Origin of the sequence: Dolichospermum heterosporum TAC447 (genome assembly GCF_024584745.1) — a bacterium.
Classification (GTDB): Bacteria; Cyanobacteriota; Cyanobacteriia; order Cyanobacteriales; family Nostocaceae; genus Dolichospermum; species Dolichospermum heterosporum.
The window spans coordinates 5,768,876-5,792,553 of record NZ_CP099464.1; the positions used below are offsets into that span (position 1 = coordinate 5,768,876).

The following is a 23,678-nucleotide window of genomic DNA, read 5'->3' on the forward strand; positions in this document are numbered from 1 at the left end:
ACGCTGGAGATTCAAGCTACAACCGAATATTGGGCAACAAGCCTTAATGTCTGAGTGGCTTGTTACTTTACGGAAACACAGAAATTATTGTTTGGCAGAACGTCAGCGCGGTTTTGAGACTAATAACCAGAAATCAGATGAGTCCGTGATGTACTATTATGGTGCATTCTCAGACTTAGATAGTCGAATTGAATATGGTTCTTATTGCCCTTTGACCTGCCCTATTGTTAAACATGGCATCATGTATGCTGAGTTAACAAAAAATAGCAATGAAGTCCCGCTGCAAACCCAAAAAGCAGCAAGGACGATTTATGGCTAATGGTCAGGCTGCAAAACGTGGATTAAATCGCTCTATTTCTGATGCCAGTTGGGGCGAATTATTTTCTAAGATTGCTTGGCTGGCATTGAAGTCTGGTAAGCCAGTATTATCCGTTAATTCTAAATTTACTTCTCAAGAATGTTCGGCTTGTCATCATATTAGTAAAGCTAATAGAGATGGCGAAAAGTTCATTTGTGAAAACTGTGGTCATATTGACCATGCTGATACTCAGGCTTCTCGGACAATTTTACGAAGAGCTAATTTGAAATTCGTCAGCAACAGACGTAAAAAGCCGACGCACCAATCGTTAGTGCCTACTCCTGGACTGGGAGAAAGTAACGCCCTTTTATGCAACGATGCCGCCAGAAATGGCAAACGGCATCAGGCGGGGAACCGTACATCTAAGGTAATACCTGAAAAGCGGATATTATTCGAGCAGTTGTGTTTGCAATTATTCGATTAAGAATCCCCGTGTCTTTAGACCGGGGAGTGTCAATTGAAAAGCTACTGTTTCACCACTAGCAGCAAATAAGCCATCTTCCCAAAATCCTGGGACACCATCAATTTCAATATTGGCACGCATTCGCCGCCGCATTTCACCAACGCTGATACCAGAAAACCAGGATGCAACCTCTGTTAAGGTAGCTGTAGTGAACTACCCACACTGACCTGACGGTACAGTGTCGGCTTCCTGTCCAACAGAAAGCACAGTAGTAGACTTCTTGCGTCCTCTATTACTGCGACTTATTTCTGGGCGACAGGCTTCTTGATGAAGTTGTTCATGGGGGAAACCCCCAAGACCACACTAGTGGTCTTTTTTCAGTGTCTAAAACAAATACTTTGGACATAATATTTTGCTCCAAAGAGCCTCCTTGCGGGTAATGTTAGCTAGATGCCTCCGGCACGCTGGCGCGAACGACAATGTTAGAGGTCGGTAACTATCTTAAAAGCACTGGTTTAACCCTTAAGCCTGTTTAACTTTGAAGTTCTAGAGCAGGGAACTAGCTACGCATCCTCTGGTAGGTCTTTAACTCTTACCTCTAACGTAGTTCGGTTAAGAACTGAGTCTGGTCAACTAGGCTTTTACAAGCCCTCACTTACCCGAAGGGAAGTGATGGGTGGTTGACGGTTGTTGAGATGAATAGGCAGGAGATTTATCAATTGTACCCATTCTATCGAGAGGCCAAAAACGAACTACAGCCCGACCAATAATATTACTACGGGGAACAACACCCCAACAACGACCATCATAACTGTTAGGACGATTATCACCGAGCATGAGGTAGTAATTTTGTGGGATAATTTCCGGTTGAGCCAAGAAAGGAGGCTTAAGTCCACTGCTGTTACAAGCTTCAACGAACGTTTGTGCAGTAGAAGATAGATAAACATCTTCCCGTAAAGGCTTGCTGTTGATATATACTTTGCCTGCTCTCAGTTCTACTTTTTCACCAGGTAAACCAATTACTCTTTTAATAAATGCTTCCCGTTCAGGATTATTCTGTATTTCTTGGGGCGGTAAAAATACTACTATATCTCCCCGTTCCGGTTTAGCAAATCTATACTTTACTTTATCAACAATAATTTTGTCTGCCTGCCATTGGTCCTTTACACCATGCAGGGTTGGTTCCATTGAACCAGTGGGAATCCAACGAGCTTCGGCGACAAAGGTACGAATTCCTAGAGCCAGAAAGATACTCAATATCATCGTTTTACCTAGCTCTACTATCCAGGAGTTATCGGGTTCTTGGCTAGAGTTTTTATCAGATGCTTGATTTTGCATGAAATTGTTGAAGTATGTTATGAGACTAGTATTGAACTCAGAGGGAGAGACTTGATATTATTAATCTTAACGAGATGGAGCAGAGGGTAGGTAAATAAAGTAAAAAATCTAGTGTTTTCCTTTTATCAGCTGCAAACATTCAGGTTTTTAGCTTTCTTAACTATAAACATTTTTTAACACAAAACCAAAATCGCTGATTCTTCGTGCCAATTAAGTTTATCTTAAAGAAAAAGTTATCTATCATCCATAAATAGTTCCTTTATCCTGAAAAATCTTAAATCCATGTCAAAACAAAGTTTACTGATTCGCCACGCTGAAATTATTTTACCCAATGGTGAGTCAATGATTGGCGATGTGTTGATAGAAGGAAGGCACATAACCCAAGTAGGACAAGAAATTACTAATGCCACACCCACTTGTGAGATTGACGCACAAGGATTAACTTTGTTGCCTGGTGTGATTGACCCCCAGGTGCATTTCCGTGAACCGGGTCTAGAATATAAGGAAGACTTATTTACTGCCAGTTGTGCTTGCGCGAAGGGGGGAGTTACTTCCTTTCTAGAAATGCCGAATACAAGACCTTTAACCATTACTCAATCAGCTTTAGATGATAAGTTACAACGGGCAGCCCAGAAGTGCTTAGTTAATTATGGCTTTTTTATTGGGGCTACGGCGGATAATTTACCAGATTTACTTTCTGCCCAGCCAACACCGGGAATTAAGGTGTTTATGGGGTCAATGCACGGACAGTTGTTGGTAAACCAGGAAGAGGCACTAGAGGCGATTTTTGCGCGGGGAACTCGTTTAATTGCTGTTCATGCGGAAGACCAAGGGAGAATTAATCAACGCAAACAGGAGTTTGCTGGGATTACAGACCCGGCGATTCATTCCCAAATTCAAGATAATCAAGCTGCTTTGTTGGCTACGCAATTGGCGTTAAAGCTTTCTAAAAAATATCAACGCCGTTTACATATTCTGCATATGTCAACAGCAGAGGAAGCGGAGTTGCTGCGTGAGGATAAACCTAGTTGGGTGACGGCAGAGGTAACACCCCAACATTTACTGTTGAATACTAGTGCTTATGCAACTATTGGTACTTTAGCACAAATGAATCCACCTTTGCGATCGCCCCATGATAATGAAGTTCTCTGGCAAGCTTTACGTGATGGTATTATTGATTTCATTGCCACTGACCACGCCCCCCACACTCTAGAGGAAAAAGCCCAAACCTACCCGAACACCCCTTCAGGAATGCCCGGTGTAGAAACTTCTTTACCTTTAATGTTAACCGCTGCTATGGATGGAAAATGTACTGTTGCCCAAGTTGTGCAATGGATGTCTAAAGCGGTTGCTGTAGCTTATGGTATTGCCAATAAAGGTGAAATTACCCCTGGTTATGATGCGGATTTAGTTTTGGTAGATTTAAAAAATTACCATGAAGTTAAACGGGAAGAAGTTGTCAGCAAGTGTGGTTGGAATTCTTTTGAAGGTTGGAATTTAACAGGTTGGCCTGTAACAACAATTGTCGGCGGTGAAATTGTTTATGATCATGGTCAGCTAAATACACAAGTTCGTGGACAAGCTTTAACTTTTTCGTAGTTAGTTGTCAGTTGTTAGTTGTTAGTTGTCAGTTGTCAGTTGTCAGTTGTCAGTTGTCAGTTGTCAGTTGTCAGTTGTCAGTTGTTAGTTGTTAGTTGTCAGTTGTTAGTTGTTGATATACTCAAAACGGCTGGAAGCTGGACTTTTTTATCATACAAAGAACAAGTTCAAAGCCTCTCCCCGTTGCGGGGAGAGGTTTGGAGAGGGGTTTCATATTTGGTTAAACTATTAACCGTTTTCAGTATAGTTCACAATTTACAGTAATAATTTCGGCTTGACGATCGCCATTTTCACCATATTTTAAACATACTTTTAAATAACTATCTGGTAGATATGGCATTCTTTCAGCCCATTCAATAGCGACAATTCCCGGTGTTACTTCTATGCCTTCCCAGTAACTTTCCAGGTTCAAGCCTGTAACTTCTTGAGGTTCTAGACGGTATAAATCCAAGTGATAAAGGGGGATGCGTCCTTCTGTGTACTCATTAATGAGAGTAAAGGTAGGACTAACAATAGAGTCAATTATCCCCAAACCTTTACCAATCCCTTGGACTAAGGTAGTTTTACCAGCACCTAAATCACCTTCTAGTAAAATCACACTACCAGCATTTAAAGTCTCACCAAGGGTAATACCTAATTGCTGTGTCGCTTCTATGTCAGGAAGGAAGATTTTAGTCATTGATAATTGGTAATTGGTAATTGGTAATTGGTAATGTCTAAGAGGGTGTTTGAAAAGTTTTGAATGTATAGACTGACCCCTCTCCAAACCTCTCCCCTGCAAGGGGAGAGGCTTTAAAACCCCCATTCCCTTGCAGGGAAGGGGGGTAGGGGGGTTAGGTTTTTGGAGATTACTGGTTTGATATAATACTTTTTAAACAACCTCTAAGCATTATCCAGTGTATCGGGATTAACGCCTAAATCACGCAACAGTTGTCCTAGTTGTTCAACTTTTCTTTTTGCTTCTATTGTTTCTTGTTCAGCAAGAATAACTCTTTCATTAGCCGCAGCCGCTTCTTCTGTTGGTTCAGGAATTAATTCTCCTGTTAGTGTGAACCACCTTAACCATAACTTGGGAATATCTCGAAATGTCCCTTGCCATAATCCTAAACTTAAACCTAATTCTGGCATTAGTAAGCGTCCTTCAATCATATTCATAGGTTCATAATGACCACCTACTAACTGAAATGCGCGGACTTCATTGGTGTAGCGGCTAAAAACAATATAGTAAGGAATTCTTAAAATACGTTCATAAACTTCCCATTTTGTGGGAGGTTTACCTATTTGACTTTTTCTATTACCTAAATCTTCATCTTCTGTACCAGGAGATAATAATTCTACAACTACAAAAGGGTTTGCTGGTTCTTGCCAACTGACATAACTTAAACGCAAATCTTGGCCATTATATAATTTTGGGACTCCTACTACACCAAACCAATCTGGGCGTTTATACCATAAAGGATTTTGCAGATCATAATAAAGATTCAGATCAGCCGCACTATAAACAATTTCTGGATTCCAGTTTATGGGTTGAAATGTTAAATATAAAAGTAAAGGTTGTAAAAAATGAAAGTCGTCTCGCCAGCCTTTTTCCTCTGGGTTTTCGCTAGGTAAATCATACATTGTCGGTAAAGTTTCCCAAGGGGGAAGGGGTGGTTCAGTTTGAGAAATGATGGAAGAAGTCATAAATATTTTAGTTTGGTAACTGGTAATGGGGAAATATATTTCCGTTCTATAAAACTTACCCAAAATTACCAAAGTCTAGACACATCTGGACAGCGATAATCTTAGTGTTTATTTCCTGCTTCATCGTGGTCTTAGAATGACTTCTAAGAGGTTTTTCCACTCGACAGACAATCTCGGTAGAACTTACCGTTTCTGACCGTAGTTCCTAAAAAGAACCGCTACGCTACAGGGATAAAAATATCCACAAACCATCGGTCAATATTCTTAGCTGCGTTGAGGTCACGATCCTCTCTATGTCCACAATCAGGACAAACATAAACGCGGCTTTTTAATGGCATTTTATGACGATGATTACCGCAGTTAGAGCATATTTGCGAACTAGGAAAGAATCTATCTACAAGGATTAATTCACTGCCAAACTTCTCAGTTTTGTACTCTAATTGCCTTTGAAATTCATACATCCCACAATCTGCAATTGCACCTGCTAATTTGTGGTTCTTCAAAAATGCCTTAACGTGCAAATCTTCTATCTTAATTATGCTGTGGTTTTTAGCTAGATAGTAGGTTAATTTGTGAATAGAATCCTTGCGAATATTAGAAACTTTGGCGTGTAATTTAGCTAATTTTCTCACAGCTTTTTTACGGTTATTAGAGCCTTTAATTTTCCTGCTCACACTACGCTGTAAACGTTTCATGCGTTTACTCATCCGGCGGTAGGCTTTGGGGTTTTTGAATACTTCACCATTACTGCAAACTGCTAATTCTTTGATACCAATGTCAACGCCAATGGTCGGTCTGTCTGCAAGTATAGGAGGTTTTTCAACTTCGTATTTAACAGAAATAAACCATTTATCAGCCTGTCTAGAAATCACGCAATTATGAGTTACTGTAATCGGTAAAGGTTCTGCTAAACCTACCCAGCCGATTGACGGTAATTTAATTCTTTTACCATCGTTTTTAATTAACGGTTTCGCCTTAGTCCCTGACTCTAAATAAAAAGAATCGTGCTGTCCTTTTTTCTTGAATCGGGGTTGTTTCGATGTTTTGGAAAAACACCTATCCCATGCTTGGCGTAAGTCAGTTAACGCCTTTTGTGGGACATTTTTGTTAACTTCGTAATACCAAGCGTGTTCAGATTTAACCTCGGCGACTAACTTTTTATGCAAGTCAATCGCTGAGGGTAATTTAAGTTTTTCGCCTTCTTTTTGAGCAGCTAAAATATCCTTGATTTGAGCATTTGCCCAGTTATAGGCGTGTCTAGCTACTCCAGATGCTTTACGAAAAGCTGTAACCTGTCCGTTATTTGGAATTAATGCGGTTTTGAATGATAAAAGCATTGATTCGACCTTCAATGTTGTGTTATGATATCTAGTATATCAGATATATTAAGATTTGGCAATGCCTCGGATTAAATTTAAGCCACAAAATCAAGTAGCCTCCGATAAATCACCCTTGCAATTTAAGGTTTTACCTGGAGTCAGGGAAAAAATTAAAACCGTCCCTGATTGGCAGCAACGGTTGAGGGATTTTGTTGATCAACTTCTTGAAGACTTGGACAAACAGTAATATATGGATAGTTATGGGTAGAAATTATCAAGCTGCTTCTACCCCCGTCCCCAGTTTTTACTTCCCGTGATGTGCGCCACTGTACCATTTTAATAAAACTTTGGCTAATCTCTGCGGGTCATGGCGAACAGCACCATTTTCATCTTCAAAGAGAATATTAGCAGGAACTATTCGCCGTCCTAATTGGGTGACAGATTCTCGGTCTAAAAAAACTGGATGGGCGTTTTGTTGGGCATAACGGATCAGTGCTTGGGCTGAGGGTGTTTTTTTATGAACTAATACGGCATCGAATAACCTTCTGTTGCCACAAGCGTCATCTATGGCTTGAATATGTTCAGCAACACTATATCCATCAGTTTCTCCTGGCTGAGTCATAATGTTGCAGATATAGATACGAGGTACGCTGGTAGCGGCGATCGCATCAGCAATTTCTTGAACTAACAAATTAGGAATTAAGCTAGTGTAAAGACTACCCGGACCAATAATAATGTAATCAGCTTCTTTAATGGCTTTAATTGCGGCGGGAACTGCCGGTGGATTTTCAGGAATACAACCAATTTTGACAATTTTCCCCGCAGCTTTCGGAATATTCGACTCACCCTCAATGCGGCGACCATCTGTCAATTCTGCCCAGAGACGGACATCGCTAAGGGTAGCAGGTAAAACTTGTCCTCTCACCGCCAATACCTTAGAACTGGCAGCGATCGCTTGCACCAAATCTCCAGTAATATCAGTCATGGCAGTTAAAAACAAATTACCAAAACTGTGACCTGTTAAACCATCTCCCGCCCGAAAGCGATATTGAAATAATTCCGTCAGTAATTTTTCTTCATCTGCTAACGCCGCCAAACAATTGCGGATATCACCCGGTGGTAAAACGCCAAATTCTTCGCGCAGTCTCCCAGAAGAACCGCCATCATCTGCTACGGTGACAATAGCAGTAATATTAGCACTATAAGTTTTTAAGCCTCTGAGTAAAGTTGAAAGTCCAGTTCCACCACCAATAACCACAATTTTCGGACCTCGGTATAGGCGACGATGTGCCAAAAGGACATCTATCAACTCCTCTTCATCACCAATAGGTCTGAGAACTTCCGTAATTGAACCAACAGTGCGAGATTGTCCCCACAGCACCAACAGCACACCAGATACCAGGAGTACCGGACCACTGATATAGTTGGGTAAAATGTCAGCCAGGAAACCCAAAAGACCTTTCAGCAATTCCAGTATCCAAAAAATCGGGGTTAATTTTACCCAAATAGCCAACCCCAAACTGGCTAAGAAAACACCCCCAATACTGATAAGTAACCAGCGTTTCACAGCTAATCCAGGAGACAACCATTTGCACCATTGGTTAAACCGATAGGAAGTGCGACCTTGGGACTGTAGCTGTAGCGAATTAATGGCTTGTTTCAGAAAACCGATAAACATACCTAATAGGGAAAGTTGGTACAAACAATATTTAACAAAAAATTTACATCACCTGGTTTCCAGACTAAGGGAAAACCATCACATTTATTCAATCCTTCATCATCACCGAGTAGGGGCGCAGGGCCTGCGCCCAGTTAGGAGTCAGAAGAAGGAAATACCAATCACCAATCACCCCAGTTATCAAGAATTTTATGAAAAAGCGAATTTTAGGAATAGATCCAGGACTAGCAACTGTGGGATTTGGGGCAATTGATTGGCAGCAAAGTCAAACAAAAGAACAACAGACAACGGTACAGATGGTTGATTTTGGCGTAATTCGCACCAGTGCCGATATGGAAATGAGTCAACGACTATGCACATTATTTGACGATTTACACACCGTTATTGAGGATTTACAGCCGGATTTAGTAGCCATTGAAAAATTATTCTTTTATCGGATGGCAAATACCATTGTTGTAGCACAAGCCAGGGGTGTATTGATGTTAGTTTTAGGACAGCGTAAACTCCCTTATGTGGAATTTGCACCTCCCCAAATTAAGCAAGCTTTAACGAATTATGGTAAAGCAGATAAGACAGAAGTGCAAGAGGCTGTGATGCGGGAATTGGATTTAGATGAAATTCCTCGACCTGATGATGCGGCAGATGCTTTAGCGGTAGCACTAACGGCTTCGTTTCAGTTGTGATTCGTGTAAAAATAGAATAAAGTTGGAAACTGAATAATAATTAATTAAACTGAGTCTGTCGCCCATGGCCTCCACTGAAATTTCAAAAGGTTGAGCGATCGCTACCACCGGAAACATGATACTCTGCCCCTAGACACGGGTTGATGAAATCGCAGCTTGTATTCAAGTCAGTTCAAAATATATCAACATAATATTATTGTTACCGGACAACTGGTAATGTAAGAAGCAAGTAATTGCGCTCTCAAAATACCAGTGTTTTGAAATAGCATATAGCGGTTATCGGTCAGATGCAATACAATTTAAGGCGAGGTTTCCCCGCCCTACAGGTTTTGCAATTTAATCACTGTATCTCATTCAAGTGCATACCGCTATATTATTTAGCTACTATGTAACCTATTTTCCATAGATACAAGTAGTGAGACAGAATTAATTACACAATGTCATTGCGTAAGCGTTGCGTGGCGTTAGCCATATAAAACGAGGTGAAATGAAGCAATTCTAAGAGTTGTGATTGCTTCCCTTCGCTCACAATGACTGTAAATATTTTTGTCCAATTACTTATCATTACCAGAAAAGTATCGCCAGCATATAAATTTAAAGAAATTATTTAAAGCTGATGGTTCTTATGTGCGTCCAGCAGAAGACCCTGTGACGATGTGGGCAATTCAGATTTTAGTGGAAGAGTACGGTGTTCCACTAGCGGCAATGGCATTAGGGAACACCAAAAAATAAATTACCCAATTTTGTGGGATGGGCATCCTGCCTGTCCTTGATGATTAGCGGGCAATTCGTCCCGCACCACAAGAAATTTTTGGGTATTTTTTTAATTGGAAGTTCCTTAGAACTAAATGCGGATTTTGCCGAGGGAACTCATCAAGGTGGAACTGAAGCAGAAGGTTGGGTAGACCATCTTAACCGACTTAATGCTTACATTGCATGAGTACGTCGGGCTGGTTTACGTCCAGAGATACGACAGTTACCTGTAGTCAAGGAAGTGAAGTGATCGCTACTGCTTTAGAAGCACGATTTAAGCTTAGGTAAATCTACAACCCTTTGCGGTCTTTAAGTTGTTGATAAATCACTAATGCCTGTTGCCAAGACTGAATTGCATCTTTATATTGGCTACGTTGAAATTGCTGATTTCCTTGCTCTAATAGCTTGTCTGCTTCTGTTTTCTGGTCTTGACTCGTCTGTGCTTGGGCGGTGGTAGAGAGGAGATAACTGGGAATGGGTAACAAGGAGGGAATCAGCGTCAGTAGCAGAGGCGACGTGATCCAGCTAATTAGTCTAAGTCGCAAGGACATTATATTATATTTAATATTGAGGTAATTACTTGAAATTTTGCTTTCAGTATATCGTAAATATTAAGTAGCTTGAGTTGAAGCACTGTGGCGGATTAAAATTGTAAATGTAGCTTGACAAGGCATTAGAGGATTGATATCCATGACACTCAAAGAGTTAGAACAACAACTTCTTGCCCTTAAACCTAATGAAAAAGTCCAGATTATACAGTTACTTGCTCAAAGTCTTGGTAGCAATTGGCAAGGAATTGAGAAAACCCCTAGAGTCTGTGGTGGAGAAGCTTGCATTGCTAATACTCGTATTCCTGTCTGGGTACTAGTTGAAGCTCGACAACTTGGATATAGTGATGTTGACCTTTTAACCAGCTATCCCACCATTTCAGCTACGGATTTAGCTCATGCTTGGGTATATGCAGAAGCTCATGCTGATGAAATCGCATTGGTAATTGAGCGTAATGAGGCAGCATAGTCAATGGCACGTTTTTATGCAGATGAGCAGTTTCCTTTTCCAGTTGTGGAATTATTACGCAGTTTGGGGCATGATGTTTTGACAGTTCAAGAAGCAGGAAATGCAGATCAACGCATACCTGACGATGAAGTATTAGCATTTGCCATCAGTCAAGAACGGGCAATATTAACTATTAATAAATATGATTTTATCCGTTTACATCGTCGTGATGATGACCACTTTGGAATTGTTGTTTGTAGCAATAATCGTAACTGGGAACAATTTGCAGCAAGAATCAATGACGCTGTAACAGCAGAAACATCATTGCGAAAAAAACTAATTCGTGTGGTACGTCCAGTCACTTAAAAAACTAAAGATTTACCATAAAGATTCTACTTTTCTTAACTGCACAGTATCGAAACTATGCCTATCATAAAGCGTCGTCATTTTCTCCAATCTATCGGTGCATCCCTCACCATTCTGGGTGTAAATCAATTTGCCATTCATCAAGCTTCCCTTAATTATGGCCAGGTATTAGCACAGGATACCCGCCGTAAACGCGCCTTGCTTGGTAACCGTTCACAGGGGGTGAGAATTTATTAAAAAACCTGAAAGCTTTGTCTGTTGGGTTTTTCAGGCAATTTGACATATTAACGAATGGTTCTTAAATTGGCTAGAAAACGATTTGCAAACCGATATAGAGATTTTGCGAATTTCAAATGACCTAAAAAAATCAAATCTATAACGTTTTTCATGCTGTTTTCGTGGAATCTCATATAGAGTGTTTTTTGTACCCCCCGTGAACGGTTACTCTCTTAGTCTGGGGCATAGTAGATTCCAGTTTAGTTAACTATTTTTCAGTTAAAGAAAAACTATCATGTAAAAACAGATGTTCTAGCCTTTTGCAGTTTAACTAACTATTCTCTTCTTACATGACTCGTAATAGATATTGATGCAAAATTCATCTTTAAATATTAAACACTAAAATCATTCCCATCTTGATTGATAACTAATCTTAAAATTGATAAACCTAAAATAATTAAAAATAGCACCAAACCAATAGTACAAGCATAGCTAATCTCTAAATTACCAAATGCTTGCTCATACAAATAATAAACTATTGTCTTAGAACTATTGAGTGGTCCGCCTTGAGTCATAATATAAACTTCTTCAAAAACTTTAGTTGCGGAAATTGCCGAAATTACAGCCACTAAAGCTAAATAGGGTTGCATCAATGGTAAGGTAATATCCCAATGTTTACGAACACTATCTGAACCATCAATAGCCGCAGCTTCATAAATATCAGCGGGAATGGCTTGTAATCCAGCTAAATAAATTACCATATAATAGCCTAAGCCCTTCCAAATCGTTACAGCCATAATACTAGCTAAGGAAATGGGAACAATTCCCAATATCTTATCAGGACTTGTTAACCAGGGAATTCCGTCGGGAAAAATCCCTAAAGTTTTGAGAATTTGATTCAGCAATCCGTTCTCTGCATATAACCATTTCCAAGCTATCCCAGCTACTACCATAGAAATTACAACTGGAGTATAATATGCTGTCCTAAACCAATTCATTCCCCGCAGTTTTTGATTCACTAAAATTGCTAAAGCTAAGGGTAAAAATACTAAAATAGGAACAACACCAATCAGATAAATAAATGTATTTTGTAATGTTTGCCAAAAAACTGGATCTTTCGATAAACGCAGGAAATTTTTCCAGCCAATCCATTGAGGAGGATCTCCTATATTTTCATAGTTGGTAAAACTCAGATAAAAGGCTTGAACTGCTGGCCAAAAAACAGTTAATATTAAGATAATCAAGGCAGGTAATAAGAACAAATATGGTGTAATTTTGTGTTTGATTAAAATCCATTGTTTTGATGTTAATTGAGACATATTATCGGACTCCCATAAAACTAATAAGTAGGTGAACACAATAAAACCAAACTGTGTAAAGAAATGTAAAATCGCCTAAACCCTCTTCACTCTTACCTCTTGCCTTTTGCCTTGCCATAACGACAATTTTCAACGCCAACCTACTTATTTAATTGGGGAATTGGTTAAATAATCCTCTTCCCTATTTTTTGGCAAAATTACGTTTTACTGCTGACTCCTGACTCTTGAATTCTGCTGTATGATTCTGGTTCTACTGTCTCATGGTTATTAATTTTCACCTGTTTTAATAAGCTAGGCATCCAAGGTAAAGCTAGGAAAATTCCTGATAAAACTAATAGAAATACAGAAAGTCCAAAAAGTTGGTCGCGGGAAATTTCTAATACACCACGTAAAATTACCTCTCGCAAAGCCGAAACAATCGTAATTTCTACGGCTGCACCTACGGATATACTGCGTTCTTGGAGGTAATCAACTAATAACCGAAACAGTTCTACTAATATCAAAATAAACAGAATATCAGATGTGACTTGCCGTAAATCTAATGGACGTAAAAACGATAAAAACATATCTCCTAATCGAATGAGCATAACACAAAATAAACTCACACAAAGGGAGATGACAATAATATCCTGAAAAAGCTCTAAGTTACGAACAATTCTATCTCGTTTAAACCAATTATTGACTTCTATAATTATCCGCTGTGGCATGGTATTTCCTAAAAAAGATCAATACATCTATTTTAATAATTAACCATTAAACAGATTTTAATAAAGTAAACAGAGAACAAGACGTAATTAGCAACTATCCAATTAAAGCATAATCAGTAGTGAGACAGAATTAATTACATAATGTCATTGCATTAGCGCAGCGTGGCGTTAGCCATATGGAACGAAGTGAAATGAAGCAATCGCCAGGGTTGTGATTGCTTCTCTTCCCTCGCAATGACTGTAAATATTTTTGTTCAATTACTTACTAAACACAAGTAGGATATAAACTTTTGTGAAATGACAAAGAACCTAGATGTGTAGGGGTAAAGCAAGAGCTTCATTGGTGTCAACTTAAGCTCAAATCCCTACCACATCTCGTTCCTAGTCTCTGACTAGGAATGCAGTTGATGAGGCTCTGCCTCTAATATCATTGAAGGCAGAGCCTTCTAGAATTCATTCCCAGTCAGAGACTGGGAATGAGGTAAGTTGAGTTCTTTGCGGGATAGATGTTTTACGTTAATTTGACACCAATGAGCAGTGCTTAATGGTGTCAACTTAACGTGAAACCTGTAGCCCGCCTGGGAATGATAGCGTAGCGTGGCGTTAGCCATATTCCCAGTCTAATAGCAGAAGTTGTCTTTTGATGACTAAATAACCCGGAAATTTTTGAGTAAACTTTAGTTTACTTTCGCTATTAGCCCGGAAATTCATTTCCGGGCGGTGTGGAAGCAAACAGATAAGCCATTTTTAACTTAAGTTGACACCAATGAAGCTCTTGCTTTACCCCTACTACTACTACCTTTAGAATCAAACAATTAAGCCGTTTTGAGTATACAAAAAACAAGACGTAAAACTCATTAACTTTTGTTTCACGCCTTATCTTTTATTTAAACTCCCCAGGCCGGATTCGAACCAGCGACCAATCGATTAACAGTCGATCGCTCTACCACTGAGCTACTGAGGAATGCTCTTTGCTCTTAACTTTAGCTATAATAAACCTAAATCCAAATTAATGCAAGGGGTTTTGGAAAAATTTCCCAACTTTTTTTATGGCTGCTGAAATTTCTCACTTTTAATGCCCCAAAACCTTTCCAGCAGCTACATTCGGAGATTTACGAATGCTGAAATTATAATCCCATTCGCAATTCCGTCAGCCGTTGTCTGGCTTTAGGATCAATTCCATTCACCAAGAATCTACTTTTCGGTTGTTTTTGCGACTGATACCTATGGCGCATTCGACAGACAGTAGTTTCTACTTCGCCACATAGTTGATGCGCTGATAACCATTCAGCACCATATCCCTGGACTGTTAACTGCTGCGCTCGATCTGATGTAGCGACAATCATGCGGGAAATTAAACATTGGGATATTTGGTGACGGAGAGACGCACAGGTTTTTTCTATATATGTGTCTGCGGTCTGACCAAAATCCGTATAATGTACTGTTAGAAAATTTGTAATAGTTTCTCTGTTACTAGGAGTGTTTTGATATTGAGCATCAAACACTACCTGAGTTTCATAACCTTGGAAAGCACTATAATTAGTCATTACTTCCACTAATTCACCCCGTGCAGCCTCAAGTCCGGCATGATCACGGGTTTTTATCAAGCAAGGCCAAGTGCCTATAATATTGTAACCGTCTACTAAGAGAACGGCCGGGACTATGGAACGAGACATGGTTTTTAATCACAATTATCTAGAGTTAACAAAAATCATTCATAAGACTTATAGTAAATGAAGCATTGCTTGTAACCCCATGTTACAAGAAATAAAAACTGCCTCTTTTAATCAAATTTAGACCCTACGATAGAAGCTATGATTTTGAAAAAGCCTCTAAAAATCAGGGTTACTGAATTTATTTTCTCTAAAAAAATATTTTTCTCTGTCTATAAAATTTTATGTTTCCAGGATAGAAGGCTTTTTGAATAGCATTTTGACTGCTTTTTCACGAAGTTTAGTTTTTAATGATAATTAAACGCAGATAAACGCAGATAAACGCAGATTTGATTATTTTGGGCGGGGAGACCCCGTCCCTACTCCTGAATTTTGCTGGATGTGGCTTGAAATGTCACAATTTTCCAAGGTTGAATATTTTTATTTACTTGATTTATTGCGGAAAGTTTGATATTATCTTCTAATAAGTCGGTTGGGTTTTCTAGATTTAGAATCTCGCTTTGCAAAGATAATTCTGCTGTTTTTCCGTGACATTCATAAAAGCGAAGAATAAACTTTTTTGGATCGTTTTCACTGGGTTTGAGTGCCATTAAAATCAAGTTATCTGCTGATAAGGTGAGAAAACTTTGGCTTTGACAAGGGTTTAATCCAGGTTGATATTTGATTGGGTTTACTAATACTTGCAAAGGAACATTCAACTCATAACCACGTTTAACGGTTTCTGCTTCTTCCCAACTGTCTAAATGAGGATATAAACTGTAGGTAAATTCTTGTATCCCTCTATCTGCTTGGGAGTCTGGCCAATGGGAACTTCTTAGCAAGGTGAGGCGTAGTTGGTTAGGTTTGGCATCGTAACCATATTTACAATCATTGAGAAGACTAACTCCGTATTTTCCGATCTTTGTATCTGTGGTTAAATCTGCCCAATGTAATGCGGGGACTTCCCATTTTGCCTTTTCTGCGGGGGTTTGGGGATTTGTGGGACGATGAATAGCGCCGCAGGGAATTTCATAAGTGGCAAATTCGGCTTGGAGGTTGAGAGGAAAGGCTGTTTTAACTAATACGTGATTTTCTTGCCAATTTACAGTATTAGTTATTTTCAAAATTGGTGAACCGATTTCCAAGATGTAATCTTGACAAAATTCTGATTTTCCGAGTTGACGGACTACTCGCAATCGTTGTTGAATTTCTCCATATTCTTGCCATTGAATTAATTTTAATTGAGTTGGCGGTAGAGGTTTTGTGTTATAATCTGGGTCTATGTTCCAAGCATCCCAATATTGTCCACTGTCCCTAAAGGCTTGAAGTTGATTTCCTGCACCAGTTAAAATTTCTCGTTGTTGGGTTTTGTCGAAGATGTTGGCTATATCTCCGGTTTCGGAGTTGATTTGAATTTGCAAATATTCGGTTTCTAATATCCAGTTTTCGGGGAATGTTTTGGGTTGGGGGGAAGATGGAGAAAGCCAGAAAATGCTGTAACCTATAGATGGTATGGTTGCGAAAAATAATAAGGTTGAGTTTTCGCTGTTTTGGGAGAGGATTTCTTTTCCTTGAATATCAGCAACTTTCCAGGTTGGGTAATCTGTGGTGATGATTTTTGATAAGTCAATGGTGACAACTTGGGAACGTTCCCAGTTGAGAGGGTTAAAAATTATGACGGGGATGCTCTCAGGGTTGGGAGGTTGTGGTATGTTGATTGTGGAAGCGATCGCTTTTAATGAGTCTTCTAGTATTTTCGTTCCTGATTGTTCTACTGCTTCCCATTCCCATAAAGCGTCTGCGTAAACTTGGGTAATGGAAGAACCGGGGAGAATGTCGTGAAACTGGTTAAATAAAACTTTTTTCCATGCGGTTTCTATTTCTGTTTGTGGAAATTCTGCACCACAAAGGATATTTGCTAAAGTTGCGAATAATTCAGCACTATATAATAAATGTTCAGATTTGCGATTCCAGCGTTTTTGGTCTGCGTGGGTAGTATAACATCCTCGGTGGAATTCTAAATAAAGTTCGTCTTCCCAAACTGGTAAGTTTTGAGTTGATGATTTTATGTCGTTGAGGTATTTTTCGGAAGTTGTAAATTCTAACTTGGGGAAAATTGGGGAATGTTCCCACCGTCGCGCGGTTTCTAGCATATCACGGGTTGGACCACCACCATGATCACCGACTCCGGGAAGCCAAAGCGAATCGTGTAAACCTGTTTGAGTTTTCCAGTCACAAGCGGACTTGGTCATTTTTACAGGTTCGATGGTTTCGCCGATAGGTGCGGACATGAAACTTAATGTTTGACTGCCATCAGGCGATCGCCACCAAAATAAGTCATAATCAAATTTAGTTGTATCATTCCAGCGGAGTTTCTGAGTTACAAAACACTCAATTCCCGCATTTGCAAAAAATTGGGGTAACGTCGCACAAAAACCAAAGGTGTCGGGAACCCAAACTACAGAAGATATTTTTCCGAACTTCTGGAGAAAATACCTTTGTCCATATAATAACTGACGGGCTATAGACTCACCAGCAATTAAATTTAAATCCGGTTCTACCCAAAAACCACCTAAAACTTCCCATTTTCCCACTTTAACTTGATTTTGAATTTCTCGAAACAAGTCGGGACGATTTTCCTCTACCCAAGCATACAACGCCGGTGTGGTATGACAGAAAATCAATTCGGGAAAATCCTGTTGGAGTTTTAAAGCTGACTCAAAAGTATTTTGTGCTGCTTTCCAAGTTTCCTCCACAGGCCATAACCATGCTAAATCTAAATGTGCATGACCTAATAAATTAATTTTATATTTTTGGGCGTTGATAAATTCAGCTAAACTCAAATAGGTTTGTCGCAAATTCAGCAGATATGTTTTCCAATCTTGATTTTCTGCGTCTTGGCGATTTGTAACTTTCTCAACTTCCCCAGCTAAACTTAGTAACTTTTCTGGTGCGAAGTTTTGTAAAAGAATTTCCGTAACTGCTAATTCATCAGCAATAAAACCAGCATCAGGATTATCATAATCTGTGGACTCAAAAATTGCAAGCGATCGCATCAACGCCCCATCACAATGTCCCGGACTCACCAACCGCAAAGCTATGGTAAACTCTTCTCCAGGACTGACACTTGGACTCAGCAACACTCGCGGGGAAGAATCAAACAAATCCCCCGTCAATACTAACTTACCATTAACATACACTTCTGCTAAATCTGCCCACCATACCAAAGCCACGCGCAAAGACAAACTTGTTAACGGAAAATTGTGTAAATGTTCAGGAACAGAAAATTTTTGTCCTAACCATAATACCCGGTTTCCCCCTGTCCAGGAAACATGAGCTTTTTCATTTAGCTCAACAGGTTGCCAATCAGTTAAACTAAATGGGATAAAATCAGTAACTACCCCGTCAGTTTCCTGATATTGCCAGCTTGACTGGATATCAACCTGACAACAAGAACGCAAAATTTCAATTGCTGTTGATATAGATTTAGTATTTAATGAGGATACAGGAAGAGTCATATTTCTAATAAAATAATATACAGCAGGAGTCAGAAATCAGAAATGAAGCTGCTTTGATTTTTAGTTTGTCTCTCATGCAATTCCCAATTACTATAAATGTCAATAATTGATATTGCTGAAAATTCATATGTCTGTGGGAATCTCTTAACAATTCAAAATTAGGCGTTGCTGAACTAAGGTATGAAATTCCCAAATTAAACCTTTAAAACTCTGACCTTTGCGTCTTTGCGCCTTTGCGTGAGACTAAAATTCATCCCCTTAATCAGCAACACCTAAAGCCTTTAATTGACGATAACCTCCACCCTACAAATTATACATAATTACCATGTCTTCTGATTTCTCCAATCGCTATCAAAGCAAACTCTTCAACTTTGTCTACCAGCATTCTCGACGGTTGACACAAACACTGGAAAACACCTTCAAGAATTTGCAACTTGCTACTGGTTCGGGTATAGGTTCTCTACTTTATCCACTGTACCAATTATGGCAACAAGATGGCACAGTCAAAAAATTACAATCAGCAACTCCTCCTACCAGTGATGCGCCAATTCAAATTATATTAGATGTTATCAAAAATCTTCCTCCCGGAGAGACTGATATACCAACTTCCTCACAAACAAATCCTCTCACATTTTTAGGATCTTTGTGGAAGAAAATTTTTCCTCAGCCGAATTCTCCAACTCCAGAAAATACCCTGCAACAGCATATACCAACAGTACAGGGAATTGCCATAGAATTGCAAACTCGTAATTTAGTATTAGTAAGCGCAGATAATCGTATTTTCGATGTTTTCACACCGCAGCAAAACGTCAAATTAGCAGATAGAATTAATAGCGAAATTAGTGAATATCGGTATTCTTTACAACTAATTACTCACCAACAACAAGAATTATTACCCAAAATTGATGATCTTTTGAATAAGTTAACTGATGATGATCCTATCATAGTACAACAACCTCTCCTCAATCCCCTGAAACTTTTTGGATTTCTCGATCAATTAATTGCTAATTTAGAAACTACGGCTTTAGTCCCCGTCCAAAAACATAGTCAGGAAATCGTCAAAAATTTCCAAAGTCAAGTTAATGATTTAACTATTAATCATGATCACTTAAAACCTCCGCAACAAAGTATTTCTAATTTAATTTTAGCCGCGATAAACTACTTTTTTGTTGTCAGAAATACTTATCAACTTGACTCAAATTCTTCTGGAGAAACCCCACAAAGTAAACCTGATTTTGAAAAGATAGTATCAGCAAACAATCAGTTAAATATTGGGGATACTTCAGAAGATACCTGGTTAACATGGAATGATTTATTTGGTAATACCCCCACCAATATTGAAGAATTATCTGATAATAATGATGTCAATAAACTACCGCAATCTCAAATAAGATGGGGATTACCGAGAATTCGGACTACAATGGGTCAACAACCACCTCAACCGAAAAACGACGAATTTACCCAAACAGGCAGTCAAACCAGCCAAGAATTTAATTTTAAGCCAGACTGGATTGATATTTCCGCCACCTCATTAGGCTATGAAAAACACCCATTAGAACAAATTCTGGAATGGTTAGATTATTCTATATTATGGATAGAACAAATATTAACAAACATGATTTATTTTTTCAGAGGTTTATTGTTAGGAAGATAAATGAAAAATCATATCCCCCACTTCTCAAAGAAGTGGGGGATCTAAAATCCGCTATAATTCTACAATTACTGGTGTATGGTCACTGGGTTGAACTAACTTTCGCGGTTCAATATCAATAATACAACTTTGAGCGCGTTCATACAACATTGGTGTCAGATAATGGTGATCTATTCGCCAACCTAAATTACGCTTAAAAGCAGCCGTGCGATAATCCCACCAACTATAATTTTCCCCTTCGCTGTTGAATTTACGAAAAGCATCTGCAAAACCTACATTCAGAACATCTCGTAAAGCTTGACGTTCTAATTCCGATGCCATGATGTGATTATCTATTTTTACTTTATCATTAATATCTATATCTTCTAGGGCAATATTAAAATCACCACACAGAGAAATAGCTGGATTTGATAATATTAACGTCTGTAAATATTCTTTCAGTATTTTTAACCAGCCTAACTTATATTCATACTTTTCGCTACCAATAGATGAACCATTGGGAACGTAAAGATTAACAATTCTTACGCCCTCAATTACACCCGTAATCACCCGTTTTTGTTCATCCCATACTGATTCTAGTCCTGGTAAAATAGGACTAAACCCTGCACTTACATCTATCAACGGTTGACGACTAATTAAAGCCACACCATTATAAGATTTTTGCCCAGAAATATACGGATAATAGCCTAAATTTGTAAATGCGAGACTAGGAAAGTCCTGGTCTATGACTTTGGTTTCTTGTAAACACAAAACATCAACCGGATTTTCTGTTAACCAATTGATAACCTGTTCTAAACGTGTCCGCACAGAATTCACATTCCAAGTAGCAATTTTCATGAGTTATTGATTAAAATGATCGCAAAATAATGGTGAAGCATTTATTCGGTAAAAATTAGATATTTATGATCCCTCAGATAGATGAACAAGGTCTATACTAGTTTATAGTTTAATAATGTTCTCTGAATTTTTCATGTTTCGATCAAAAAATGAGTTTGTGAAAATCTTTTAACAATCTGTTAATTTAGCATTTATTGATAGTTTTTTACCCCCATTTTCTCCAAATTGGAGGATTCCGAATGGGGAAATAAAGGGCTGCAAAAATGAACGTCATTAAATCAAGCATAAAAGTAGAAGTTGGAATTGTTTTTAATGGTGATGTCGAGATCAATCATAACATTGCCAGGGTTGAATTTTTTGAAAGGGGGACATCTTATGAGTATCATAGTTAACACCTGCCCTTGCTGCGGCGGTTCGGTTCTGCGTCATGTTCGCCATCATGAGGTTTATTGGTTTTGTCTGTCCTGTAGACAAGAAGTACCAGTTTTAAGCATCAATGATGGATCTAATCCCCTATCTAAGCGAGAAACTCGTAATCAAGAAGTTTTACCGCAAACGGCGTTGAGTTCTTGAATTTGTCCGGGAAAGATCGCTAATTAGCATAAATTTGGGTAAAATCAGAAATTGCTAATTTTAAATACAAAATATATGCCGATATCATTAAGTATGGTAAGTAGTGAGATAGAATTAATTACACAATATCATTGCGTTAGCGTAGCGTGGCGTTAGCCATATGGAACGAAGTGAAATGAAGCAATCGCCAGGGTTGTGATTGCTTCCCTTCCCTCGCAATGACTGTAAATATTTTTGTCCAATTACTTATAAAACCGTATTTAAGTGATTTTCATAGGTGGTTAAAGTCATACTTCTTTTTTATGGGTGAAAAGTTTTGTTAGCAGCACTACTCTACGGACAAGAGGATTTACGCCTAGAACAAGTTCCTGACCCGACTCCCGCAGCCGGCGAGGTGGTGATTCAGGTGGAAGCAGCTACTACTTGTGGTACAGATTTGAAGGTGTGGCGACGGGGTGGTCATGCTAAAATGCTGACACTACCAACACTGTTTGGTCATGAAGGTGCAGGACGGATTGTGGCTGTCGGTGCTGGGGTGAGGAATTGGCGGGTAGGCGATCGCGTGGTGGCAAATAATTCTGCACCCTGCATGAAATGTTTCTTTTGTCAACGCCAAGAATATTCTTTATGTCCCCATTTAACTTGGAATAATGGGACATTTGCAGAATATCTGAAAATTCCTGCTCCCATAGTTAGGCATAATTTATTACAAGTTCCTGATCATTTGCCCCTAGTATTAGCGGCGATGACTGAACCTTTAGCCTGTGTATTGCATGGTATCAGCCGTTGTGAAGCCAAACCCGATGACAAAGTAGTAGTTTTGGGAGATGGGGCGATTGGCTTGATGTTTGTGGCAGTATTAGCGGAATATACTGAGGTGATATTGTGGGGTGGGAATAATCAACGGTTAGAAATTGGTGAAAAGCTGGGTGCAGCCAAGACTTTTAATTATCATCAAGTTACGGATATTGCCAATACAGTTAAGGAATTAACCGCTGGTTGGGGTGCAGATGTCGTGATAGAGGCTACTGGTGTACCGAGTGTCTGGGAAACTGCGATCGCTTGCGGTCGTCCTGGTGCAACTATCAATTTATTTGGTGGTTGTCCAAGAGATACCACAATTACTGTGAATACTGAACAATTGCACTATAGTGAACTTACTCTCAAAGGCGTATTTCACAATACACCAGAATATGTAAAGGCTGCCTTATTACTCATCGCCAGTGGTACAATTCCTTTTGACTTGCTTATTAGTGAACACCGACCTTTACAGGATCTAGAACAGGTATTTATAGATATGAAGGCGCGGAAAGTCATTAAAGTAGCAATGGGTTGACAGTGAAAATTCCGACGCACCCTAATTTATCTAAAAAATGCTCAAACAATCCTTACTGAAATTATTGATTTTACCTTGCTCACTGATACCTTGGTTATCAGTGGAAATGCTGCTAAATTCTCCCGGACAAGCCCTACCTGGAGACAGTACAGGAGATGTACTCTCATGGATTAAAGCCCATCCCACACTACAGCCAAAACCGGGAGAACGATTATTTATTAGTAAAAGTGATACAGCGGCTCAAAGATTTACCTTCCAAGCCTCCGTATTACCTCCTGGTAGAGTAACATTTACTAAAGACCACATCACAATTCGCACTGAACGGATGACTATGTTCGATGCTGTTAATGGCATTACATTACAACGTTTAGAAGAGTCTTTACGAGTAATTTATAGTTTAGATGTGTATCAAGATTACAATGAGGCTCAAATTGTCTATCAATATCCTAATCAGACTACTATTAATACATCTAGACTAGCAAAAACACCAACGCGGGAAGCTTTACAGGGAGAATTACGGATAGGCGATCGCTATGGGTATTGGGTAGAAATTGCCCAACCCAAGGAAGGTAAAGCCATCATCGGTAAAATCACAGTGTTACTCAAAGCCGATTTAGATAAATTAGAAACAGAATTAAGAACCCGCTAATTTAGAAGGAGTCAGGAGTCACCGAGTCAGGAGTCGGGAAGAAG

Annotated in this window: 25 protein-coding genes, 1 tRNA gene and 1 pseudogene; 14 read left to right on the forward strand and 13 right to left on the reverse strand. The window is 39.1% G+C overall.

Annotated features, from left to right (window positions below; translation table 11 throughout):
• The first annotated feature begins 46 nt into the window (after positions 1 to 46).
• Together NG743_RS26305 and NG743_RS26310 are read left to right on the forward strand one after the other, a co-directional pair.
• Complete coding sequence (locus NG743_RS26305) at positions 47 to 319, forward strand: hypothetical protein (RefSeq protein WP_257120677.1); 273 nt, start codon at positions 47 to 49, stop codon at positions 317 to 319.
• Positions 270 to 782: a zinc ribbon domain-containing protein gene (locus NG743_RS26310; RefSeq protein WP_257121199.1), complete on the forward strand. Its 513-nt coding sequence runs from the start codon at positions 270 to 272 to the stop codon at positions 780 to 782. Before NG743_RS26305 ends, NG743_RS26310 begins: the two co-directional genes overlap by 50 nt.
• Before the next feature lie 30 nt (positions 783 to 812).
• Here the strand turns inward: NG743_RS26310 and NG743_RS26315 are convergent.
• Together NG743_RS26315 and lepB are read right to left on the reverse strand one after the other, a co-directional pair.
• A pseudogene (locus NG743_RS26315) lies at positions 813 to 971 on the reverse strand (MOSC domain-containing protein); the annotation flags it as partial.
• Between the two features lie 441 nt (positions 972 to 1,412).
• Entirely contained in the window at positions 1,413 to 2,099 is a 687-nt protein-coding gene (gene lepB, locus NG743_RS26320; protein ID WP_027401129.1) for a signal peptidase I, read from the reverse strand.
• Between the two features lie 282 nt (positions 2,100 to 2,381).
• On the opposite strand from lepB, the gene NG743_RS26325 reads away from it, so the two are divergent.
• Positions 2,382 to 3,698: a dihydroorotase gene (locus tag NG743_RS26325; protein WP_027401128.1), complete on the forward strand. Its 1,317-nt coding sequence runs from the start codon at positions 2,382 to 2,384 to the stop codon at positions 3,696 to 3,698.
• Positions 3,699 to 3,936: 238 nt separating this feature from the next.
• On the opposite strand, the gene tsaE is transcribed toward NG743_RS26325, so the two are convergent.
• The 3 genes from tsaE to NG743_RS26340 form a co-directional block, all read right to left on the reverse strand.
• Complete coding sequence (gene tsaE / locus NG743_RS26330; RefSeq protein ID WP_027401127.1) at positions 3,937 to 4,377, reverse strand: tRNA (adenosine(37)-N6)-threonylcarbamoyltransferase complex ATPase subunit type 1 TsaE; 441 nt, start codon at positions 4,375 to 4,377, stop codon at positions 3,937 to 3,939.
• A gap of 203 nt (positions 4,378 to 4,580) precedes the next feature.
• Positions 4,581 to 5,381 carry a Uma2 family endonuclease gene (locus NG743_RS26335; RefSeq protein ID WP_257121201.1) on the reverse strand — a complete coding sequence of 267 codons (801 nt, stop codon included), beginning with the start codon at positions 5,379 to 5,381 and terminating at the stop codon, positions 4,581 to 4,583.
• Between the two features lie 218 nt (positions 5,382 to 5,599).
• Positions 5,600 to 6,718, reverse strand: coding sequence for an RNA-guided endonuclease InsQ/TnpB family protein (locus NG743_RS26340; protein WP_257121020.1), 1,119 nt, complete (start codon positions 6,716 to 6,718; stop codon positions 5,600 to 5,602).
• 61 nt (positions 6,719 to 6,779) lie between these two features.
• Here NG743_RS26340 and NG743_RS26345 point away from each other — a divergent pair, with 61 nt between their 5' ends.
• Positions 6,780 to 6,947 (forward strand): hypothetical protein, encoded by a 168-nt coding sequence (locus NG743_RS26345; protein WP_168465365.1) that lies wholly within the window; start codon positions 6,780 to 6,782, stop codon positions 6,945 to 6,947.
• A 57-nt stretch (positions 6,948 to 7,004) separates the two neighbouring features.
• On the opposite strand, the gene NG743_RS26350 is transcribed toward NG743_RS26345, so the two are convergent.
• Positions 7,005 to 8,378, reverse strand: a complete 1,374-nt coding sequence (locus NG743_RS26350; protein ID WP_027401125.1) for a gluconeogenesis factor YvcK family protein — start codon at positions 8,376 to 8,378, stop codon at positions 7,005 to 7,007.
• Positions 8,379 to 8,569: 191 nt separating this feature from the next.
• Here NG743_RS26350 and ruvC point away from each other — a divergent pair, with 191 nt between their 5' ends.
• From ruvC to NG743_RS26365, 3 genes are all read left to right on the forward strand, one after another.
• On the forward strand, positions 8,570 to 9,061 hold the full coding sequence (gene ruvC / locus NG743_RS26355) for a crossover junction endodeoxyribonuclease RuvC (RefSeq protein ID WP_027401124.1): 492 nt from the start codon (positions 8,570 to 8,572) through the stop codon (positions 9,059 to 9,061).
• 546 nt (positions 9,062 to 9,607) lie between these two features.
• Complete coding sequence (locus NG743_RS26360) at positions 9,608 to 9,793, forward strand: hypothetical protein (RefSeq protein ID WP_027401123.1); 186 nt, start codon at positions 9,608 to 9,610, stop codon at positions 9,791 to 9,793.
• Between the two features lie 79 nt (positions 9,794 to 9,872).
• Positions 9,873 to 10,001, forward strand: coding sequence for a hypothetical protein (locus NG743_RS26365; protein ID WP_255549988.1), 129 nt, complete (start codon positions 9,873 to 9,875; stop codon positions 9,999 to 10,001).
• 103 nt (positions 10,002 to 10,104) lie between these two features.
• Here the strand turns inward: NG743_RS26365 and NG743_RS26370 are convergent, their stop codons facing one another.
• Positions 10,105 to 10,365 carry a hypothetical protein gene (locus NG743_RS26370; protein ID WP_152540410.1) on the reverse strand — a complete coding sequence of 87 codons (261 nt, stop codon included), beginning with the start codon at positions 10,363 to 10,365 and terminating at the stop codon, positions 10,105 to 10,107.
• A 139-nt stretch (positions 10,366 to 10,504) separates the two neighbouring features.
• On the opposite strand from NG743_RS26370, the gene NG743_RS26375 reads away from it, so the two are divergent.
• From NG743_RS26375 to NG743_RS26385, 3 genes are read left to right on the forward strand one after another with little or no spacing between them, the layout of a single operon-like run.
• Positions 10,505 to 10,831: a DUF433 domain-containing protein gene (locus NG743_RS26375; protein WP_027401122.1), complete on the forward strand. Its 327-nt coding sequence runs from the start codon at positions 10,505 to 10,507 to the stop codon at positions 10,829 to 10,831.
• A 3-nt stretch (positions 10,832 to 10,834) separates the two neighbouring features.
• Positions 10,835 to 11,176, forward strand: coding sequence for a DUF5615 family PIN-like protein (locus tag NG743_RS26380; RefSeq protein WP_027401121.1), 342 nt, complete (start codon positions 10,835 to 10,837; stop codon positions 11,174 to 11,176).
• A gap of 57 nt (positions 11,177 to 11,233) precedes the next feature.
• The gene (locus NG743_RS26385) at positions 11,234 to 11,413 is read left to right on the forward strand and encodes a hypothetical protein (protein WP_027401120.1); all 180 of its coding nucleotides are present in this window, start codon (positions 11,234 to 11,236) and stop codon (positions 11,411 to 11,413) included.
• 371 nt (positions 11,414 to 11,784) lie between these two features.
• Here NG743_RS26385 and NG743_RS26390 read toward each other — a convergent pair whose 3' ends face one another.
• From NG743_RS26390 to NG743_RS26410, 5 genes are all read right to left on the reverse strand, one after another.
• Positions 11,785 to 12,711 carry a carbohydrate ABC transporter permease gene (locus NG743_RS26390; RefSeq protein WP_027401119.1) on the reverse strand — a complete coding sequence of 309 codons (927 nt, stop codon included), beginning with the start codon at positions 12,709 to 12,711 and terminating at the stop codon, positions 11,785 to 11,787.
• A gap of 197 nt (positions 12,712 to 12,908) precedes the next feature.
• The gene (locus NG743_RS26395; RefSeq protein WP_051424226.1) at positions 12,909 to 13,418 is read right to left on the reverse strand and encodes a phosphate-starvation-inducible PsiE family protein; all 510 of its coding nucleotides are present in this window, start codon (positions 13,416 to 13,418) and stop codon (positions 12,909 to 12,911) included.
• A gap of 892 nt (positions 13,419 to 14,310) precedes the next feature.
• Positions 14,311 to 14,382 (reverse strand) — tRNA-Asn (locus tag NG743_RS26400).
• A 163-nt stretch (positions 14,383 to 14,545) separates the two neighbouring features.
• Positions 14,546 to 15,094 (reverse strand): NYN domain-containing protein, encoded by a 549-nt coding sequence (locus tag NG743_RS26405; RefSeq protein WP_027401118.1) that lies wholly within the window; start codon positions 15,092 to 15,094, stop codon positions 14,546 to 14,548.
• Between the two features lie 356 nt (positions 15,095 to 15,450).
• Entirely contained in the window at positions 15,451 to 18,588 is a 3,138-nt protein-coding gene (locus NG743_RS26410; protein ID WP_257121202.1) for an alpha-mannosidase, read from the reverse strand.
• Positions 18,589 to 18,913: 325 nt separating this feature from the next.
• Here NG743_RS26410 and NG743_RS26415 point away from each other — a divergent pair, with 325 nt between their 5' ends.
• Positions 18,914 to 20,242 (forward strand): hypothetical protein, encoded by a 1,329-nt coding sequence (locus NG743_RS26415; RefSeq protein ID WP_193961894.1) that lies wholly within the window; start codon positions 18,914 to 18,916, stop codon positions 20,240 to 20,242.
• Between the two features lie 51 nt (positions 20,243 to 20,293).
• Here NG743_RS26415 and xth read toward each other — a convergent pair whose 3' ends face one another.
• Entirely contained in the window at positions 20,294 to 21,076 is a 783-nt protein-coding gene (gene xth / locus NG743_RS26420) for an exodeoxyribonuclease III (RefSeq protein ID WP_027401115.1), read from the reverse strand.
• Between the two features lie 375 nt (positions 21,077 to 21,451).
• Here xth and NG743_RS26425 point away from each other — a divergent pair, with 375 nt between their 5' ends.
• From NG743_RS26425 to NG743_RS26435, 3 genes are all read left to right on the forward strand, one after another.
• Positions 21,452 to 21,649 carry a hypothetical protein gene (locus tag NG743_RS26425; protein WP_071992747.1) on the forward strand — a complete coding sequence of 66 codons (198 nt, stop codon included), beginning with the start codon at positions 21,452 to 21,454 and terminating at the stop codon, positions 21,647 to 21,649.
• Between the two features lie 316 nt (positions 21,650 to 21,965).
• Complete coding sequence (locus NG743_RS26430; protein WP_257121203.1) at positions 21,966 to 22,985, forward strand: zinc-dependent alcohol dehydrogenase; 1,020 nt, start codon at positions 21,966 to 21,968, stop codon at positions 22,983 to 22,985.
• Between the two features lie 37 nt (positions 22,986 to 23,022).
• A complete protein-coding gene (locus NG743_RS26435; protein WP_027401113.1) occupies positions 23,023 to 23,634 on the forward strand; it encodes a hypothetical protein in 612 nt (203 codons plus the stop codon).
• Positions 23,635 to 23,678: the final 44 nt, after the last annotated feature.

What these genes read in the sequence shown, in the direction of transcription:
- NG743_RS26405 (WP_027401118.1), bottom strand. Translation starts at nt 15,094, where the DNA reads ATGTCTCGTTCCATAGTCCCGGCCGTTCTCTTAGTAGACGGTTACAAT.
- ruvC (WP_027401124.1), top strand. Translation starts at nt 8,570, where the DNA reads ATGAAAAAGCGAATTTTAGGAATAGATCCAGGACTAGCAACTGTGGGA.
- NG743_RS26415 (WP_193961894.1), top strand. Translation starts at nt 18,914, where the DNA reads ATGTCTTCTGATTTCTCCAATCGCTATCAAAGCAAACTCTTCAACTTT.
- NG743_RS26435 (WP_027401113.1), top strand. Translation starts at nt 23,023, where the DNA reads ATGCTCAAACAATCCTTACTGAAATTATTGATTTTACCTTGCTCACTG.
- NG743_RS26390 (WP_027401119.1), bottom strand. Translation starts at nt 12,711, where the DNA reads ATGTCTCAATTAACATCAAAACAATGGATTTTAATCAAACACAAAATT.
- NG743_RS26370 (WP_152540410.1), bottom strand. Translation starts at nt 10,365, where the DNA reads ATGTCCTTGCGACTTAGACTAATTAGCTGGATCACGTCGCCTCTGCTA.
- tsaE (WP_027401127.1), bottom strand. Translation starts at nt 4,377, where the DNA reads ATGACTAAAATCTTCCTTCCTGACATAGAAGCGACACAGCAATTAGGT.
- NG743_RS26345 (WP_168465365.1), top strand. Translation starts at nt 6,780, where the DNA reads ATGCCTCGGATTAAATTTAAGCCACAAAATCAAGTAGCCTCCGATAAA.
- NG743_RS26325 (WP_027401128.1), top strand. Translation starts at nt 2,382, where the DNA reads ATGTCAAAACAAAGTTTACTGATTCGCCACGCTGAAATTATTTTACCC.
- NG743_RS26305 (WP_257120677.1), top strand. Translation starts at nt 47, where the DNA reads ATGTCTGAGTGGCTTGTTACTTTACGGAAACACAGAAATTATTGTTTG.
- NG743_RS26380 (WP_027401121.1), top strand. Translation starts at nt 10,835, where the DNA reads ATGGCACGTTTTTATGCAGATGAGCAGTTTCCTTTTCCAGTTGTGGAA.
- NG743_RS26375 (WP_027401122.1), top strand. Translation starts at nt 10,505, where the DNA reads ATGACACTCAAAGAGTTAGAACAACAACTTCTTGCCCTTAAACCTAAT.
- NG743_RS26425 (WP_071992747.1), top strand. Translation starts at nt 21,452, where the DNA reads ATGAGTATCATAGTTAACACCTGCCCTTGCTGCGGCGGTTCGGTTCTG.
- NG743_RS26340 (WP_257121020.1), bottom strand. Translation starts at nt 6,718, where the DNA reads ATGCTTTTATCATTCAAAACCGCATTAATTCCAAATAACGGACAGGTT.
- NG743_RS26385 (WP_027401120.1), top strand. Translation starts at nt 11,234, where the DNA reads ATGCCTATCATAAAGCGTCGTCATTTTCTCCAATCTATCGGTGCATCC.
- NG743_RS26410 (WP_257121202.1), bottom strand. Translation starts at nt 18,588, where the DNA reads ATGACTCTTCCTGTATCCTCATTAAATACTAAATCTATATCAACAGCA.
- NG743_RS26350 (WP_027401125.1), bottom strand. Translation starts at nt 8,378, where the DNA reads ATGTTTATCGGTTTTCTGAAACAAGCCATTAATTCGCTACAGCTACAG.
- NG743_RS26395 (WP_051424226.1), bottom strand. Translation starts at nt 13,418, where the DNA reads ATGCCACAGCGGATAATTATAGAAGTCAATAATTGGTTTAAACGAGAT.
- NG743_RS26335 (WP_257121201.1), bottom strand. Translation starts at nt 5,381, where the DNA reads ATGACTTCTTCCATCATTTCTCAAACTGAACCACCCCTTCCCCCTTGG.
- xth (WP_027401115.1), bottom strand. Translation starts at nt 21,076, where the DNA reads ATGAAAATTGCTACTTGGAATGTGAATTCTGTGCGGACACGTTTAGAA.
- lepB (WP_027401129.1), bottom strand. Translation starts at nt 2,099, where the DNA reads ATGCAAAATCAAGCATCTGATAAAAACTCTAGCCAAGAACCCGATAAC.
- NG743_RS26310 (WP_257121199.1), top strand. Translation starts at nt 270, where the DNA reads ATGAAGTCCCGCTGCAAACCCAAAAAGCAGCAAGGACGATTTATGGCT.